We start from the raw sequence: 15,786 nt of genomic DNA, 5'->3' as shown, positions 1-15,786 counted from the left end.
CCACGAGGAGGCCGAGATGACAGCCGATCTTTCGAATCCGGCAGCCTTCCCCATCCCGTTGCCACCCGCGTCCGCGCTCGTCCTGCTGCGGCAGGCCCACGACTCGCTCGCCGAGTCGGAGCGCACGCCCGAGCCCCCGGAGCGGTTCGCGGCCGCTTACCTCGCCGCGTTGCGCGCTGCCGCAGCGGTGCTCGCTTTACGTGGACGGCCCCATCGCGGGCGGTCGAGGCCGACCAGCGCGTGGGTGCTGCTCGCCGCGATGGCACCGGAAATGAGTGAGTGGGCCGCTTTCTTCGCTTCGTGGTCGTCCACACGGGCCGCCGTGCTCGCGGGGATCACCAGGCACGTCAACGCGCGCACGGCAGACGACCTGGTGCGCCAGACCCATCTGTTCGTGGCGCTCGTCGACCGCGTGATGAGCGAGGCGCAGCGGTGAACCATCTGGAAGTTCTGCGCCGTGAAGCGGAACTGCTCGTCATGTCCGCGATCGGCCAGCCACCGTACAAGGGCGTGCCCGCGTGCCCCGGACTGAACCTCGGGGAGACCGTGCGGCACATCGGCGGCGGCTATCGCGGCGCGCTGGCGTGGATCAGGCTCGGCCGTGAGCCTGAAATCGGGGAATGGCCGGACTTTCCGGAGCCCGGCGAGGACTCACTGGAGTTCATGCGGTCGGGCGCGGACGCCGTGATCGCGGAACTCGAAGCGCACGACGAGGACGAGCCGTGCGCGACGTGGTGGCCTGATCAGCAGAACTACGGGTTCTGGCGGCGACGGCTCGCGCACGAGACGACGATGCACCGCATGGACATCCAGGGCGCCGCGGGCATGGAGGTCGGTGTCGTCGCCGACGAGGTCGCGGTCGACGGCGTCGACGAGGTGCTCACGTTGTGGCTGGGGCACAAGCTGGACGTGCTCGGGGTGCGGGGATCGCGGGACAGCCTCGTCACCATCCAGGTCGAGGACCACCTGTGGCTCACGCGCTGCGGCCCGCACGGCGCGTCGGCGTGGCGCGTGATCGACCCGGAGGACACCCACGTCGCCGACGCGCAGGTGTCCGCGGACCCGATGACGATGTACCGCTGGCTGTGGGGGCGGTTGCCCGACCGGATGGTCGAGGTGGTCGGCGACCACGACGCGATCGCGCAGTTGTGGGCGCTACTGCGGCTCGCGACCAAGTAGCACGCTCGCGGTCTCCTCGCCCGTTGCCGACAGCAGCCGGTAGCGGGCGTGGCGGCCGTCGAAGTCCAGCAGCGCCAAGGAGTTCCCGAAGTGCGGGCCACTGGTCTTGCGCCAGTGCACCAGGTCCTCCGGCACGCCGGCCAGCGTCGCGAGCCGGCGGAACACCCACGAGGCGGCGCGGGACCACGACAGCCGGAACGCCGGCCGCAGGAACTTCGGCGCCTCGTTGTGGATGGGCGAGCACACGAGTTGCGCGACCAAAGCCTTGGTGGGCGTGGGGAACTCGGCCTCTGCGACATAGCTGTGGTGGACGTCGCCGGAGAGCATGCACACCGTGGCGGCGCCGTTGTTCGCGGCCTTCTCGATCATGCGGGAGAGCCGGTCGAACGATTCGCGGAACGCCGGCCAGTGCTCCAGGTCGACCGCCTGCCTGATCCCCTCCGCCGCCTTGCCCTGCCAGCCCGGCTTGCGCGCGCCGATCTCGTTGAGGGACTGGAAGTGGCTGAGCGCGTGCGGCATCAGCCAAGGCAGCGACGAGCCGATCAGCAGGTGGTCGAAGTCGCCTTCGGTGTTCCGCTCGATCCACTCGAACTCTTCGTCGCTGACCATCTGCCGCTTGCCCTCGTCGAGGATGCGGCCGGAACGCGTGTCGACCATGAGCAGCCGGGTGCGGCCGAACTCGCGGCGGAAGCTCCACCAGGTCGACTTGCGGCCTTCCACCTCCCTGTCCGCTTCCTCGGCGAACTCCTCCAGCAACGGCAGCACGTCCGTGTCCTGGGCCTTCACCTTGGCGTACAAGGGATTTCGCGCGAGCTCGTCCGGGCCCAGGTTGCCGAGGTGCTGGTAGACCCAGTAGGAGGAGATGGCGCCGCGGATCCTGTCGCGCCACCACGGCTTGTCCGCCATCTCCTTGCGCCACACCGCGGACGTGTTCCAGTCGTCGCGTACGTCGTGGTCATCGAAGATCATCGACGTCGGCACGACCGACAGCAGCCAGCGGATCTCCGGGTCGCCCCAGGTCTCGTGGTAGAGACGGGCGTACTCGCCGAAGTGCACGACCTCGCCGTCGGGTTCCTTCGTGCCGTTCCTGCTTTCCCGCAGCCACTGCCTGGTGGCCTCGGTGGGTTCGTCGGCGTAGACCTGGTCTCCCAGCAGGATCAGCGCCTGCGGCCACTCCGAATCCGGGGTGACCATGAGCCGTTGCGCGAACGCGTCGAGGGCGTCGGGACCGACCGGCTGGTTCGGGGCGGCACGGCACGACCCGAAGGCGATCCGGCGGACCTCGCCGGTGCGGATGACCGGTTTCGGGAAGCCACTTCCGGGTTCCGGCCAGACGTTCTCGCCGTCCAGCCTCACGTCGTACTCGGTGCGTGGCCCCAGGTCCTCCAGCCGGACGAGCGCGAAGTGCTGCCTGCCCACCTGGAACGTGCGCGCGGTGTGACCGGCGATCGTGACCTCGCACGAGACGTCCGTCTCGACCCACACCGTCGCGGACGACGCGTCGACATATCTGAGGAGCGGTCCGAGCACCAGCTTCGCCACGCGCGAGACAGTACCCTCGCACGAGTGGAAATCACGTTCGAGGCGGCGGATCCCTCCGCGCTGGCCGCGTTCTGGTCCGAGTTCGCCGATGACGAGATCGAGCTGACGTTCGTGTGGAGCGACGCTCCGAAGATAGAGAAGAACCGGGTGCACCTCGACCTGGCCTCGACCTCGCCCGAGCATCAGGCGGACATCGTGGCGCGGGCGTTGAAGCTCGGCGCCGAGCACGCCGACGTCGGTCAGACCGATGTGCCGTGGGTGGTGCTGCGCGATCCGCAGGGCAACGAGTTCTGCGTCCTCGAACCGCGGCCCGAGTACCCCGGCGTGATCGCGGCCGTCGTCGTCGACTCGCGTGATCCGCTGGCGTCGGCCGAGGCGACCGGGCACCCGGTGGTGCGCAGCGGCGACGGCTTCGCCTCGGTGCGGCCCGAGCCGGGTCCGTGGCTCGAGTTCGTGCGGACCGACGATCCGGAGCCGATCACGAACCGCGTGCGCGTCCGGTGGGCCGATCCGGCGTAACGGCCAGAGGCCACCCGGAGGTCGCCCACGGAGTTAAAGGGAGGTGGGCGGCACCGGCGAGGGATACAGCCTCGCCCGTACCTGGCCCACCAGTTCCCCACCATCGGACGGCGCCCCGCCGCACTGATATCCGATATATCAGCCTGCTGATATATCGGCTTATGCAAAAGACGTTTGCGGACGTCCGCAAACGTCTTTTGCATAAGGGTGGGTAAGCGCACGTCAGAGCGTTGCGCCGGGCGGTGGCGTCAGAGGGCGGCCAACCGTTCACGAAGGGTGTCGAGGCCCATCGCACCCATCTCCAGGGCGTCCTTGTGGAAGCGCTTGAGGTCGAAGTCGGCACCCTTGCGGGCGCGCGCGTCCTCGCGGGCGGCGAGCCACAGGCGCTCGCCGATCTTGTACGCCGGTGCCTGGCCCGGCCAGCCGAGGTAGCGGTCGATCTCGTCGCGGACGTGCGCGGGCTCCGAGAGGGTGCGGGTCATCATGAACTCGAGGCCGAGCTCGGGGGTCCAGCGCTCGCCGGGGTGGAAGCCGGTGCCGGCCGGGATCTCCAGTTCCAGGTGCATGCCGATGTCGATGATCACGCGGGCCGCGCGGAACAGGTGGGCGTCGAGCATGCCGAGCAGGTCGCCGTCGTCGTCGAGGTAGCCGAGTTCGCACATGAGGCGTTCCGCGTAGAGCGCCCAGCCTTCGCCGTGGCCCGACACCCAGCAGATCAGGCGCTGGAAGTCGTTCAGCGTCTCGGACTGGTACACCGCCGTCGCGCACTGGAGGTGATGGCCCGGCACGCCCTCGTGGTAGACCGTCGAGGTCTCACGCCACGTTGGGAACACCGATTTGCCCTCGGCGATCGACCACCACATGCGGCCGGGGCGGGAGAAGTCCGCGGTCGGCGGCGTGTAGTAGGCGCCGACGGCACCGCCGGGCGGGGCGATCCTGCACTCGAGGTTCATCAGCGCGTCCGGCAGGTCGAAGTGCACGTCGCGCAGGTCGAGCAGGGCCTTGTCGGACAGTTCCTGCATCCACGCCTGCAGGCCGTCCTGTCCGTGCACCTGGTAGCGCGGGTGCTCGTCGAGGAACGCCGCGGTCTCGGCCAGGGTGGCGCCGGGCTTGAGCCGCGAAGCCACCTCCTTCATCTCGGCCTCGATGCCGAGGAACTCCTCCCAGCCCCACGCGTAGGCCTCGGCCAGGTCGAGCCGCGAGCCGGTGAAGTAGCGCGAGCCGAGGCGGTAGCGCTCCTCGCCGACCGCGTCCTTCTCCGGCGCCTGGGGAGCCAGCTTCGTGCGGAGGAACGAGGCGAAGTCCGCGTAAGCGGCGGCAGCGGCGGTGGCGCCGGCGTCAAGAGAGGTGCGCACGGAGCCGTCGACGTTGGCGGAGGCGGCGAACGGGCCGAAGAAGGTCGTGGCGAAGGTGTCGCACTGCTTGGCGACCTGGGTGACCTGACGCAGTGCGGAGATGTGACCGCGGGAGGCGGCGTGCGAGAGGGAGGCGCGCAGGCCGTCCAGTGCGGCGGGCACGGCGGAGAGGCGGCGGCCGATGGTGGCCCACTGCTCCGGCGTGTCCGTCGGCATCTGGTCGAAGATGTCGCGCACGGACTGGATCGGGCTCGCGATGACGTTCAGCGAGGACTCGGTCTGACCGGCCTCGTACAGCTCGTGTTCCAGGCCCGTGCGTTCCAGGAAGACGGCGCGTGCCGCCTCCTCCGAGGCATCCGCGGGCTGGGCGGCGGTGATGTCGGCGAGAGCGCGGACGGCGAGTTCGTCGCGCGCCGCGCGCCCTTCCGGGGAGAGGTCCGTCAGCTGGTCGTCGGAACCCGCGAAGCCGAGGCTCGTGGCCGCGATGGGGTCGAGCGCCACGTAGTCGCTGACGAATTTGTTGCTGATCTCGTGCACGGAAGCCATGCGCCGAGACGCTACCTCGCGCGTCTCGGCGCCAAAAGGTAGTTAGTCAAGCTCACGACCTTCGGAGGGGCCTGCGTCGTTTGGGTCGTACTGGCAGGATGTCGCCGTGCGTCGTTCCCGGGCCCTGCTGCTGCCGGTCTTCTTGCTGCTCACCCTGTTCTCGCTGAGCGGTTGCGTTCGCGTGTACGCCGCCATGGCCTTGTCGGACGACGACCGCATCTCCGGCGAGATCGTCGCGGCCACGCCACCGACGCAGGACAACGACCCCGGTCCGCAGCTCAAGGTGCCACCGGAACTCGCGAGCCGCGTCACCACCAAGCCGTACCGGGTGGAGTCGTACGCGGGTACGCAGTTGTTCTTCAACGGCCTGTCGTTCGACGAGATGCGGACTCTCTCCACGGCCACCAGCTCGTCGAACAGCCGCTACAGCCTCAACTTCCGCCGGTCGGGTGATCTTGTCACGCTCTCGGGGTCGGTCGACCTGACCCAGGTGCCGGTCGAACGCGCGGACATCCAGATCAAGGTCAGCTTCCCCGGCAAGATCGTGAACACCAACGGCCGCGAGGAGGAGAACAACACGATCGCGTGGTCTCCGAAGCCCGGTCAGGCGTCGATGCTGCAGGCCACCGTGCAGTACGCGGGCGAGAATTCCAACTCGTTCTTCGGCTGGGCGCTGCTGGTCGCCGGGCTCACCGGCGGTGCCGCGCTGATCGTCGTCGTGCTCGCCCTCATCGCGCACAAACGCAACGTCACGCTCTAGGCGCGCGTCACCAGGCCCAAGCGCCCCAGCACTTCCTTCGTCGCCTTGGACCTGTTCATCGTGTAGAAGTGCAGCGCGGGAACGCCCTCGTCGAGCAGCCGCCGGCACATCTCGGTCGCGATGTCGATGCCGGTCGCCCGGAACCCCGCCACGTCGTCCGCGTACGGCTCCAGCCGGCGTGAGACGTCGAGGGGCAGATCCGCGCCGGACAGCTCCACGATCTTGGCCAGGCCGCGCGGCGAGAGCATCGGCATGATCCCGGGCAGGATCGCCGCGGAACAGCCCGCGGCCGCCACCCTGTCGCGCATCCGCAGGAACGGCTCCGGCGCGTGGAACAGCTGGGCCACCGCGTAGTCCGCGCCCGCGTTGAGCTTGCGCAGCAGGAACTTGAGGTCGGTGTCGAGGTCGCCCGACCGCGGGTGCCCGTACGGGAACGCCGCCACGCCCACGCAGAAGTCGCCGAGCTCGCGGACCAGCCGCACCAGCTCGTCGGCGTAGCTGAGGCCTTCCGGGTGCGCGACCCACTCGCCCATCGGGTCGCCGGGAGGGTCGCCGCGCAGCGCCAGGATGTTCCGCACGCCGATCGCCGCGTACCAGCCGATGACGTTGCGCAGCTCCGCCACCGAGTGCTCGACGGCGGTGAGGTGCGCGACGGGGAGCAGCGTCGTCTCCTGCGCGATGCGGCCGGTGGCGCGAATCGTGCGGTCCCGGCGCGACCCGCCGGCGCCGTAGGTGATCGACACGAACGCGGGGTCGAGGCCTTCCAGTTCGCGGACGGCCTTCCAGAGGACCTTCTCGTCCTCCGCGTCCCGGGGAGGCAGGAACTCCACCGAGAACTTGGGTGACTCACCCCGGAGCCGCTCCACCACCGACGTCATGGGACCAACCCTAGTGGGTCTTCCGCCAGGTGAGACTCCCGCTCACCATGTGGTACGCGGGCCCCGGCATGCGGGTGGCCCCGGACACAGCGGAACATGGACGCGTGTCCCACCACCCCATCGACGTTGCGTTGCCCCAGCACGTCGAATCAGCGTTGACCACGTATCTGGCCTCCCGCCGCGCGTCCGGCGAGGCGATGGACCCGAGCTTCGCGAGCGCCGTCGACGCGCTCTCCGATTTCGTGCTGGGCGGTGGCAAGCGCATCCGCCCGACCTACGCGTGGTGGGGCTGGCGCGCGGCCGGTGGCGATCCCGGCGGCGAACTCGCGGACGAGGTGCTCACGGCGGTCAGCTCGCTGGAGCTGATCCAGGCGTGCGCGCTCATCCACGACGACCTGATGGACGCCTCTTCGGTGCGGCGGGGCAAGCCGACCGTGCACATCGCGTTCGGCGAGCGGCACCGCGAAGAGGGCTGGCTCGGCTCGTCGGAGCGGTTCGGTATGTCGGCGGCCGTGCTGATCGGTGACGTGGCGCTGGCGTGGGCGGACGACATGCTCTTCGCCGCCGGGCTGCCGTCCGAGGTGCTGCGCCGGATGAGCGAGCCGTGGCGGGACATGCGGACCGAGATGCTCGCGGGCCAGTACCTCGACGTGCTGACGCAGGCCCGGGGTGACTCGTCCCCGGACGCCGCGTTGCGCATCGACCGGCTCAAGACCGCCGCGTACACCGTCGAACGGCCGCTGCACATGGGCGCGGCGATGGCGGGCGGCTCGCCCGAGCTGATCGACGGGCTGCGCGCGTTCGGTGCCGACATCGGCGTCGCGTTCCAGCTGCGCGACGACCTGCTCGGCGTGTTCGGCGACCCCGAGGTGACCGGCAAGCCCGCCGGCGACGACCTCGCTGAGGGCAAGCGCACGCTGCTCGTCGCGCTCGGCATGCAGTTCGGTGCCGATATATTGGATATCGCTCTCGGCAAGCCCGATCTCGACCTCGGCACCGTCGAGCAGGTCCGGCGCGCGCTCGTGGACGTCGGCGCCGTCGACGCCGTCGAGGAACGCATCGAGGAGCTGACGAAGAGCGCGCTGGCCGCCCTCGACGACGCTCCCGTGGCCGAACCGGCCGCCACCAAGCTCGCCGACCTCGCGATCAGCTCGACGAAGCGGGCCTTCTGAAGTCGATCATGTGCCTCTCCGCTGGGGGTTGATTAAGTCCTCGTGACCGTGTGGGCCGTTGCTTGCTGACGCTTACGCGCGTTGTGCAACGATGTTCGGGCGATGGCAGCAACTCCGTCCCTCCCCCGCACGAGCTCCGAGGCGTCGATACAGGAGCTTCAACCAGTCGTGCGCACGAACACCTACGCCATCCCCATCCGCACGACCATGCTCGGCCTGCTGGGCGTGGCACTGATCGCGCTCGGGGGCATGGGTGCCGGCGCGATCCTGGAACGCGACCCGCTGCTCGCCCAGGTCGGGCTGAGCTGGCTGCGCTACGGCCACGGCCGCGACCTCGCGAGCATGGTCCTGTACCTGGGTCTGGGCCTCGTCATCTGGGCGTGGATCCGGCTCGGCCGCCTCGTGCGGTGGGGCGAGATCGGCGACTTCGCCGTGCTGGTCGCGGTGACGGTCTGGACGTTGCCGCTGCTGTTCGCGCCACCGCTGTTCAGCAAGGACATCTACAGCTACCTGGCCCAGGGCCAGCTCGCGCTGAGCGGCTACGACCCGTACACGGTCGGGCCCGCTGTCCTGCAGAGCACGCTCAGCGAGAACGTCAGCTGGGTGTGGCAGCACACGCCGGCGCCGTACGGGCCGTTGTTCATCCTGATCGCGAAGGCGATCGTCTGGATCACGGACGCGAGCGTCATCCTCGGCGTCGTCGCCATGCGCTTCTCCCTCGCGGGCGGACTGGTGCTGCTGTGCTGGGCCCTGCCGGGCCTGAGCAGGCACCTGGGCGGCAAGTCGGCGATCGCGCTGTGGCTGGTCGCGGCGAACCCGCTGGTGCTGATCCACCTGATCGGCGGCGCGCACAACGACCTGCTGATGATCGGGCTGATGGCGGCCGGCGTGCTGCTGGTGCTCGACCGCAGGCACGTGCTCGGCTTCGTGCTGCTCGCCCTCGCGTTCTCGGTGAAGGCGACGGCGGTCGTGATCGTGCCGTTCCTCGTCTGGATCTGGGCGGCGCGCCTGGACGGCGACAAGCGCGCCCAGTTCCGCAAGGCACTGCTGCCGGGCGTCGCCGCGTTCCTCGGGACGTTCGCGGTGTGCACGGTCGTCGCCGGGGTGAACCTCGGTTGGATCCTGGCGCTGCGCAGCTCGTCGATGATCATCAACTGGCTGTCGCTGCCGAGCGCGGTCGGCGACTTCGTGCGCATGGTCGTGAACTGGTTCGTCTACGTCGACGGCGGCATCTTCATCGGCGTGGCGCGGGCGCTGGGCTCCGTGGTGCTGATCTGGATCGCGTACACGCAGTGGTGGATGGCCCGTGACGGTGAGGTGCGCGACGCCATCCGGCGTGGCGCGCTGACGATGCTGGCCGTGGCGCTGCTGTCCCCTGCGACGCTGCCCTGGTACTTCAGCTGGCCGCTGGCGCTGGCCGCCGGGTTCGCGTGGAGCACGGGCGCGCTGGTCACGGTGACGGTCGCGTCGCTGTTTCTGCTGCTGGTGACGTTCCCGAACGGCGACACGGCGCTCTACTCGTGGGGCTACCTGTTCTTCGCGCTGGTGGTGTCGGGCCTCGCGGCGCGGTCGCTGGTGAAGCCGGACCCGTTCGGCCTGTCCACACGTTACGAATGAGCCTCGGGACCGTGGACCTGGGCTCCGCCTACGCCGCCTGCCGCCGGGTCAATGCCCGGTACGGCAAGACGTTCTTCCTGGCTACGACGTTGCTGCGGGCCGAGCAGCGGCCCGCGGTGCACGCGTTGTACGCGTTCGCGCGCTGGGCCGACGAGATCGTCGACGCCGCCGGCGTGAACGACCGCGCGGGCGAACTCGACGAGGTGGAACGACTCCTGGACGAGGAGCCGTCGAACCCGGTCCTGCTCGCCCTGGCGGACACGGTGCGCCGCTACGACATCGACAGGTCGCTGTTCACCGACTTCCTCGCGTCGATGCGGATGGACCTCGACGTGACCGAGTACGCGGACCTCGACGCGCTCGGTGCCTACATGCACGGCTCCGCGGAGGTCATCGGGCTGCAGATGCTGCCGGTGCTCGGCACCGTCGTGCCCCGCGAGGAGGCCGCACCGTACGCGGCACGGCTCGGGACGGCGTTCCAGCTCACGAACTTCCTGCGCGACGTCGGCGAGGACCTCGACCGCGGCCGGGTGTACCTGCCGCAGGACGTGCTCGCCGCGCACGGCGTCGACCGAGATCTGTTGCAATGGGTTCGTCGTCATCGGCGCGCAAACGACCGGGTGCAAAGGGCGCTGGACGACCTTGTCGCGCACTCATATGCGATATATCAGTCAGCGGAGCCAGGCATCGACCTGCTGTCGGCGGCGTCCCGGCCCTGTGTGCGCACCGCATACCGGCTGTACCGCGACATCCTCGGGCTCATCGGCTGCGAGGTGCTGTGGCGGCGGGTGGCCGTGCCGAACTCACGACGGCTGGCCGTGGCGGTGCCGGGCGCCGGGCGAGCCCTTCTCGCCCGCTCAAGAACCCGCGGGGTGCCGGGGTGAGCCCCGCTCTCTTAGCTGCGCACGGAGGTTCCAGGCGTCTCTCACCTGCGGAGACGCCTGGAACCGCCGCGATCGGCGAACTAGAAGCCCATGGCCTGCGCGCGGCGCTTTACCTCACGCCCACGGTCTCCGCGCAATGCTTCGATCGGAGTGCCAGGGAGGCTTTCGTCCTCCGTGAAGAGCCAGCGCAGGATCTCGTCCGTGGAGTAGTTCTGGTCGCGCAGCACCGTGATGGTGCCGGGCAGACCCTTCACCACCCCTCCGGCGGCGAGAAACGCCTCGGGGACGACGAGAACGCCGGCCCGCCGCTCGGCGAGCAGTTGCCCGTCGCGCAACATTTGGTGGACCCGGGTGACCGGAAGTCCCATTCGGTCGGCCACCTCGGGGAGAGGAAGAACCTCCAGGTCGGCAGCCAATACATCCGCAGCGGCAGGAATCGCACTCACGGGGGTCACGATGCCATAACCGAACTGGGAACGCCCTTCCGCCAACCGGGTCATCCTGAGCTTTACCATCTCGCACTGTGGAGAGGTCGGTTTCGAACGTGATGGGTGGACTGCTGGAGCAGCGCTACCGGGTGGACTCCGTGCTCGCGCGCGGCGGCATGTCCACCGTCTATCGAGGTCGCGACACTCGCCTCGATCGCGATGTGGCCATCAAAGTGATGGATCCGCACCTGACGGCGGACCCGGCGTTTGTCGCGCGCTTCGAGCGTGAGGCACGCGCGGCGGCCCAGTTGCACCACCCGGCAGTGGTGTCCGTGCACGACCAGGGCGTCGACGGTGACCAGGTGTACCTGGTGATGGAGCTGGTCGACGGCGGCAACCTCCGTGACCTGCTCAATCAGCGCGGCAAGCTCGTTCCCGCCGTGGCGTTGAGCATCCTCGGGCCGGTGCTGTCGGCGTTGGGCGCCGCCCACCGGGCGGGGCTCGTGCACCGGGACGTGAAGCCGGAGAACGTGCTGATCGGGCCTGGTGGCCAGGTGAAGGTGGCGGACTTCGGACTGGCCCGCGCGATCGCCGAGAACGGCGTCACGAGCGACAGCGAGATTCTGGGCACCGTTGCCTATCTTTCACCCGAACAGGTGGAATCAGGTGCCGCGGACGCGCGCAGTGACGTCTACGCGGCCGGGATCGTGCTCTACGAGATGCTGGCGGGTCAGGCGCCCTACCGCGGCGAGACGGCCATCTCGGTGGCCTATCAGCACGTGAACTCGGACGTGCCGTCGGTTCCAGAGATCCCGCTGGCGCTCGACACGCTGGTCCGCAAGGCGACGCGGCGCGACCCGGTGCTGCGGCCCGCGAACGCCGACGCGTTCCTGTCCGAACTGGAGCGTGTGGGCACGGAACTGGGCCTCACGCCGCAGCAGGTGCCCGTGCCCGGTTCGGCGCCCGAGAACGACAGGACGGTCATCATGCGGCCGGTCCCCGTCGCGGTCGGGGCCACTCCTCCCTCGGCTGCCGAGCTGACCAGGCCGGTGGTGCCGAGGCCGCCCCTGAACTCGGCGGCGATGACGACGGTGAACACCGGGCCTCCGACGCCGCCTCCCGGCATCCCCGCCGGCAACTCGGCGACGCGCACGATGCAGCGGCCGGAGCCGCCGCGCCGCCGTCCCCCGCAGAAGCGCAAGCCGAAGGTCGACCCGGTCGAGGCGGAGCGCAAGCGGCGCAAGAAGCTGTTCACGATCTGGGGTTCCGTGGCCGCCGTCGTGGTGGTCCTCGTCGGGTTGTTCTCCTGGTACGTCGGCGCGAACCGCTACACGGAGATGCCGTCGGTGGCCGGGCAGTCCGAGCAGAACGCGATGCTGCTGCTCTCGAAGGCCGACCTCACCGGGCTGGTCGAGAAGGTGCCGTCCAACGACGTCCCCAACGGCACGGTCATCAGCTCCGAGCCCGGACCCGGCGCCGAGCTGCGCAAGAACGACCAGGTGAAGCTCGTCGTGTCGCGCGGCAGGCCGGTGGTGCCGTTCGTCACCGCCGGTGCCGAGCAGGACGCCGCGATCAAGGAGATCGAGGCCGCGGGCCTGAAGACGGTCAAGGACCCCGCGAAGGACGCGTTCCACGACACCGTGCCGATCGGCAAGGTCGTGGGCCTCGATCCGCGTCCCGGCACGGCGCTCAACCTCGACGCCCCGGTGACCCTCATCCTGAGCAAGGGCCCGCCGCCGCGCCTGCCCGTGCCGAACGTGACGGGCAAGACGAAGGACGAGGCGACCGCTGAACTGCAGCGCGCCGGTCTCGAGGCGGTCGATGCGGGTGGTGAGGACGCGCCGGAGAACGACAGGTCACGCGTGGTGCGGACGGATCCGCCCGCGGGCACGGTGCTGGACCCGACGCAGAACAAGCGCGTCACGCTCTTCTACCAGAACAACCAGGAGGTCGAGGTCCCCGACGTCACCCGGCAGAAGGTGCGGGAGGCCAAGGAAGAGCTCGAACGAGCCGGCCTGAAGGTGAAGGTCGAGTTCAACAAGAGCAACAACGCGACCGTGGTGAACCAGTCGATCCCGCCGCGCACGCGGGTGAAACGAGGCACCGAGATCACGATCGTCGGCCTCTGACATAGGCAAAGCGAAGGGCCCCGCGTTCTCGACGCGGGGCCCTTCGTTCTTCAGCTCGTCTTCAGGAAACTCGTCAGGAGCGCAGCATCTCGGCGACGAGGAACGCGAGCTCGAGCGACTGCTGCGTGTTCAGGCGCGGGTCGCACGCCGTCTCGTAGCGGCCGGCGAGGTCGTCGTCGGAGATCTCCTGGGCACCGCCGAGGCACTCGGTGACGTCCTCACCCGTGAGCTCGATGTGGATGCCGCCGGGGTGCGTGCCGAGGCGGCGGTGCACCTCGAAGAAGCCCTGGACCTCGTCGACGATGCGGTCGAAGTGCCGGGTCTTGTAGCCGGTCGACGACTCGTGCGTGTTGCCGTGCATCGGGTCGCACTGCCAGATGACCTTGTGGCCGCTGGCCTCGACCTTCTCGATGATGGCGGGAAGCACGTCGCGCACCTTCTGGTTGCCCATGCGCGAGATGAGCGTCAGGCGGCCCGGCTTGTTGTGCGGGTCGAGGCGCTCGACGTACTCGACGGCCATCTCCGGCGTCGTCGTCGGGCCGATCTTGAGACCGATCGGGTTCGCCAGCATCTCGGCGAACGCGATGTGCGCGCCGTCGAGCTGACGGGTGCGCTCACCGATCCACACGAAGTGCGACGACAGGTCGTACAGCTTGGGCTCGTCGCCCGTCGTGTCGAGGCGCAGCAGCGCGCGCTCGTAGTCGAGGAGCAGCGCCTCGTGCGAGGCGAAGATCTCCGTGCCGTGCAGCGACTGGTCGTTGACGCCGCACGCCGACATGAACTTCAGGCCGCGGTCGATCTCGCCGGCCAGGGCCTCGTAGCGCTCGCCCGCGGGCGAGGTGCGCACGAAGTCGCGGTTCCAGTCGTGCACGCGGTGCAGGTCGGCGAGACCCGCGCCGGTGAGCGCCCGCAGCAGGTTCATGGCCGCGCCGGCGTTCGCGTACGCGCGGATCATGCGGCCGGGGTCGGCGACCCGGGCCTCGGGCGTCGCGACCAGGGAGTTGATGATGTCGCCGCGGTAGGACGGCAGGCCGAGCGCGTCGATGCCCGACGAACGCGGCTTGGCGTACTGGCCGGCGATGCGACCGACCTTCACCACCGGAAGACTCGCGCCGTAGGTCAGCACCACGGCCATCTGCAGCAGGGTCCGGATGTTCGCGCGGATGTGCGGCTCGGTGTTGTCAGCGAACGTCTCCGCGCAGTCACCGCCCTGCAGGAGAAATGCCTCACCGTTCGCGACCTGCGCCAGTTGCGTGTGCAGCCGGTCGATCTCGGCGGGCACGGTGATCGGCGGCACGCTCTCGAGCACGGTCCGCACACGACGCACCTGTTCGGCGTCGGGCCATTCGGGCTGCTGGGCGGCCGGGCGCGACAGGGCGTCGTCCAGGCGCTTGCGCATCTCGGGAGGCAGCGGCGGAAGCTCGGGAAGCGTGTCGATGGGCACGTCCACGGTCCAGTTCACGCTGCTCATCCTAGTTGTCCCACACTGAGAGACCAGGCCGGGCCTGTCAGCACTCGCAGGGTGCAGGCCTGGGAGTCATCCGGCGTAGCGGCCGTTACCTCCGCCGGGGTGAAGTCTGTTACTTGTCAACTATCGACCTCTGCCCAGTTGAGACATCGCATTGCATGATGTGGGCCATGAACGCCACCCGTTTGGATGACAGCACCGCGACCCGGCTGCTGGGCATCGCGGTCGACAACATCCAGCGCGACCACCCGGTGCATTGGACGCACGTCATCGACGGCGACGACCGGCTCGTGCCACAGCGGGTGCTGCATCCCGTGTTCGCCGGGTCGTTCGACTGGCACTCGTGCGTGCACCAGACGTGGCTCGCCGTGCGCCTGCTGCGACTGCGTCCCTCTCTCGCGGGAGCGGACACAGCCCGCAACGCCCTCGACAAGCTGATCACGCCCGACAACTGCGCCACCGAGGCCTCGTTCTTCGCCTCCCCGGCCGGACGGCACTGGGAACGGCCGTACGGCTGGGCGTGGCTGCTGCTGCTCGACGCCGAACTACGCACTTCCGGCCTGCCGTGGTCGGTGGCGCCGATCGCGGACGTGCTGCGGAACCGGTGGCTGGAGTGGGTCTCTGCGGCACGCCTGCCGATCCGCACCGGTACCCACAGCAACACCGCGTTCGCGACCGGCCTCGTGTTCGACGCCGCCCAGGCGACCGGCGACACCGAACTGGCCGCCGCGTGTGCCGCCGCGGCACTGCGGTGGCACCGCGACGAGGCCGGCTACGGCGGTTTCGAACCGGACGCCGCCGACTTCCTCTCCCCCGCTCTGACGACGGCCGACCTGATGCGGCGCGCCCTGGACACCGCGGAGTTCGCCGACTGGCTCGACGCCTACCTGCCGGACCTCGAGTCGGAACGGTGGCGCGTGCTGCGCGAGCCCTTCCCGGTCGACGACCCCAGCGACCCCTACGGCTCGCACCTCGCCGGCCTCGCGTTGTCGCGCGCGTGGAACTGGGAGGCGATCGCGGCGGCACTGCCGGCCGGGCACCGGTACACGTCGCTGGCCCGCACGGCCTCGTCGGCGCATCGCGAGGCCGGGTGGACGTACGTGTTCGGTGGGCACGGCTACATGGCCGACCACTGGCTCGGGACGTTCGGCGCCTACCTCGACGTCAAAGCCTTCTGACCTGCGCTTACCCGCCTTATGCAAAAGACGTTTGCGGACGTCCGCAAACGTCTTTTGCATAAGGCGGACAAAACGGGCACCGATATATTGGATATCAGAGGCGGGACGACGGCGCGGCGCGCCGGAACACA

General features: G+C 69.4%; 14 protein-coding genes. 9 read left to right on the top strand and 5 right to left on the bottom strand.

Annotated features, from left to right (window positions below; translation table 11 throughout):
- Window positions 1–16: 16 nt before the first annotated feature.
- Complete coding sequence (locus tag BLR21_RS14495; RefSeq protein WP_090006476.1) at window positions 17–436, top strand: SAV_6107 family HEPN domain-containing protein; 420 nt, start codon at window positions 17–19, stop codon at window positions 434–436.
- Window positions 433–1,179 carry a maleylpyruvate isomerase N-terminal domain-containing protein gene (locus BLR21_RS14490; protein ID WP_256334677.1) on the top strand — a complete coding sequence of 249 codons (747 nt, stop codon included), beginning with the start codon at window positions 433–435 and terminating at the stop codon, window positions 1,177–1,179. Before BLR21_RS14495 ends, BLR21_RS14490 begins: the two co-directional genes overlap by 4 nt.
- Here BLR21_RS14490 and BLR21_RS14485 read toward each other — a convergent pair.
- Window positions 1,156–2,721: an alkaline phosphatase D family protein gene (locus BLR21_RS14485; RefSeq protein ID WP_090006344.1), complete on the bottom strand. Its 1,566-nt coding sequence runs from the start codon at window positions 2,719–2,721 to the stop codon at window positions 1,156–1,158. The two genes, BLR21_RS14490 and BLR21_RS14485, sit on opposite strands and share 24 nt — an antisense overlap.
- 24 nt (window positions 2,722–2,745) lie before the next feature.
- Here BLR21_RS14485 and BLR21_RS14480 point away from each other — a divergent pair, with 24 nt between their 5' ends.
- Window positions 2,746–3,240 carry a VOC family protein gene (locus BLR21_RS14480; protein ID WP_090006343.1) on the top strand — a complete coding sequence of 165 codons (495 nt, stop codon included), beginning with the start codon at window positions 2,746–2,748 and terminating at the stop codon, window positions 3,238–3,240.
- Between the two features lie 248 nt (window positions 3,241–3,488).
- Here BLR21_RS14480 and BLR21_RS14475 read toward each other — a convergent pair whose 3' ends face one another.
- A complete protein-coding gene (locus BLR21_RS14475; RefSeq protein ID WP_090006342.1) occupies window positions 3,489–5,141 on the bottom strand; it encodes a DUF885 domain-containing protein in 1,653 nt (550 codons plus the stop codon).
- 106 nt (window positions 5,142–5,247) lie between these two features.
- Here BLR21_RS14475 and BLR21_RS14470 point away from each other — a divergent pair, with 106 nt between their 5' ends.
- A complete protein-coding gene (locus tag BLR21_RS14470) occupies window positions 5,248–5,901 on the top strand; it encodes a DUF3153 domain-containing protein (protein ID WP_090006341.1) in 654 nt (217 codons plus the stop codon).
- Here BLR21_RS14470 and metF read toward each other — a convergent pair.
- Window positions 5,898–6,779: a methylenetetrahydrofolate reductase [NAD(P)H] gene (gene metF, locus BLR21_RS14465; RefSeq protein WP_090006340.1), complete on the bottom strand. Its 882-nt coding sequence runs from the start codon at window positions 6,777–6,779 to the stop codon at window positions 5,898–5,900. The genes BLR21_RS14470 and metF overlap by 4 nt on opposite strands.
- A gap of 104 nt (window positions 6,780–6,883) precedes the next feature.
- Here metF and BLR21_RS14460 point away from each other — a divergent pair, with 104 nt between their 5' ends.
- The 3 genes from BLR21_RS14460 to BLR21_RS14450 all read left to right on the top strand — a co-directional run bounded on the left by BLR21_RS14460 (window position 6,884) and on the right by BLR21_RS14450 (window position 10,452).
- Window positions 6,884–7,951 carry a polyprenyl synthetase family protein gene (locus tag BLR21_RS14460; protein ID WP_420843880.1) on the top strand — a complete coding sequence of 356 codons (1,068 nt, stop codon included), beginning with the start codon at window positions 6,884–6,886 and terminating at the stop codon, window positions 7,949–7,951.
- Between the two features lie 168 nt (window positions 7,952–8,119).
- Window positions 8,120–9,568 carry a polyprenol phosphomannose-dependent alpha 1,6 mannosyltransferase MptB gene (mptB, locus tag BLR21_RS14455; protein WP_256334676.1) on the top strand — a complete coding sequence of 483 codons (1,449 nt, stop codon included), beginning with the start codon at window positions 8,120–8,122 and terminating at the stop codon, window positions 9,566–9,568.
- Window positions 9,565–10,452 carry a phytoene/squalene synthase family protein gene (locus BLR21_RS14450; protein ID WP_090006339.1) on the top strand — a complete coding sequence of 296 codons (888 nt, stop codon included), beginning with the start codon at window positions 9,565–9,567 and terminating at the stop codon, window positions 10,450–10,452. The genes mptB and BLR21_RS14450 overlap by 4 nt, the downstream gene beginning before the upstream one ends.
- An 80-nt stretch (window positions 10,453–10,532) precedes the next feature.
- Here the strand turns inward: BLR21_RS14450 and BLR21_RS14445 are convergent, their stop codons facing one another.
- Window positions 10,533–10,898, bottom strand: coding sequence for an Rv2175c family DNA-binding protein (locus BLR21_RS14445; protein ID WP_030474641.1), 366 nt, complete (start codon window positions 10,896–10,898; stop codon window positions 10,533–10,535).
- Window positions 10,899–10,999: 101 nt separating this feature from the next.
- On the opposite strand from BLR21_RS14445, the gene pknB reads away from it, so the two are divergent.
- Window positions 11,000–13,009: a Stk1 family PASTA domain-containing Ser/Thr kinase gene (pknB, locus tag BLR21_RS14440; RefSeq protein WP_420843883.1), complete on the top strand. Its 2,010-nt coding sequence runs from the start codon at window positions 11,000–11,002 to the stop codon at window positions 13,007–13,009.
- A gap of 73 nt (window positions 13,010–13,082) precedes the next feature.
- On the opposite strand, the gene BLR21_RS14435 is transcribed toward pknB, so the two are convergent.
- On the bottom strand, window positions 13,083–14,471 hold the full coding sequence (locus BLR21_RS14435; RefSeq protein ID WP_090006472.1) for a class II 3-deoxy-7-phosphoheptulonate synthase: 1,389 nt from the start codon (window positions 14,469–14,471) through the stop codon (window positions 13,083–13,085).
- A gap of 176 nt (window positions 14,472–14,647) precedes the next feature.
- On the opposite strand from BLR21_RS14435, the gene BLR21_RS14430 reads away from it, so the two are divergent.
- Complete coding sequence (locus BLR21_RS14430; protein ID WP_176929628.1) at window positions 14,648–15,655, top strand: DUF2891 domain-containing protein; 1,008 nt, start codon at window positions 14,648–14,650, stop codon at window positions 15,653–15,655.
- The last annotated feature ends 131 nt before the right edge of the window (window positions 15,656–15,786 follow it).

Origin of the sequence: Lentzea albidocapillata subsp. violacea, from assembly GCF_900100275.1 — a bacterium.
Lineage (GTDB): Bacteria > Actinomycetota > Actinomycetes > Mycobacteriales > Pseudonocardiaceae > Lentzea > Lentzea violacea.
The sequence above is the reverse complement of the archived record's forward strand: the minus strand, read 5'-3'. Positions and strand labels throughout refer to the sequence as shown.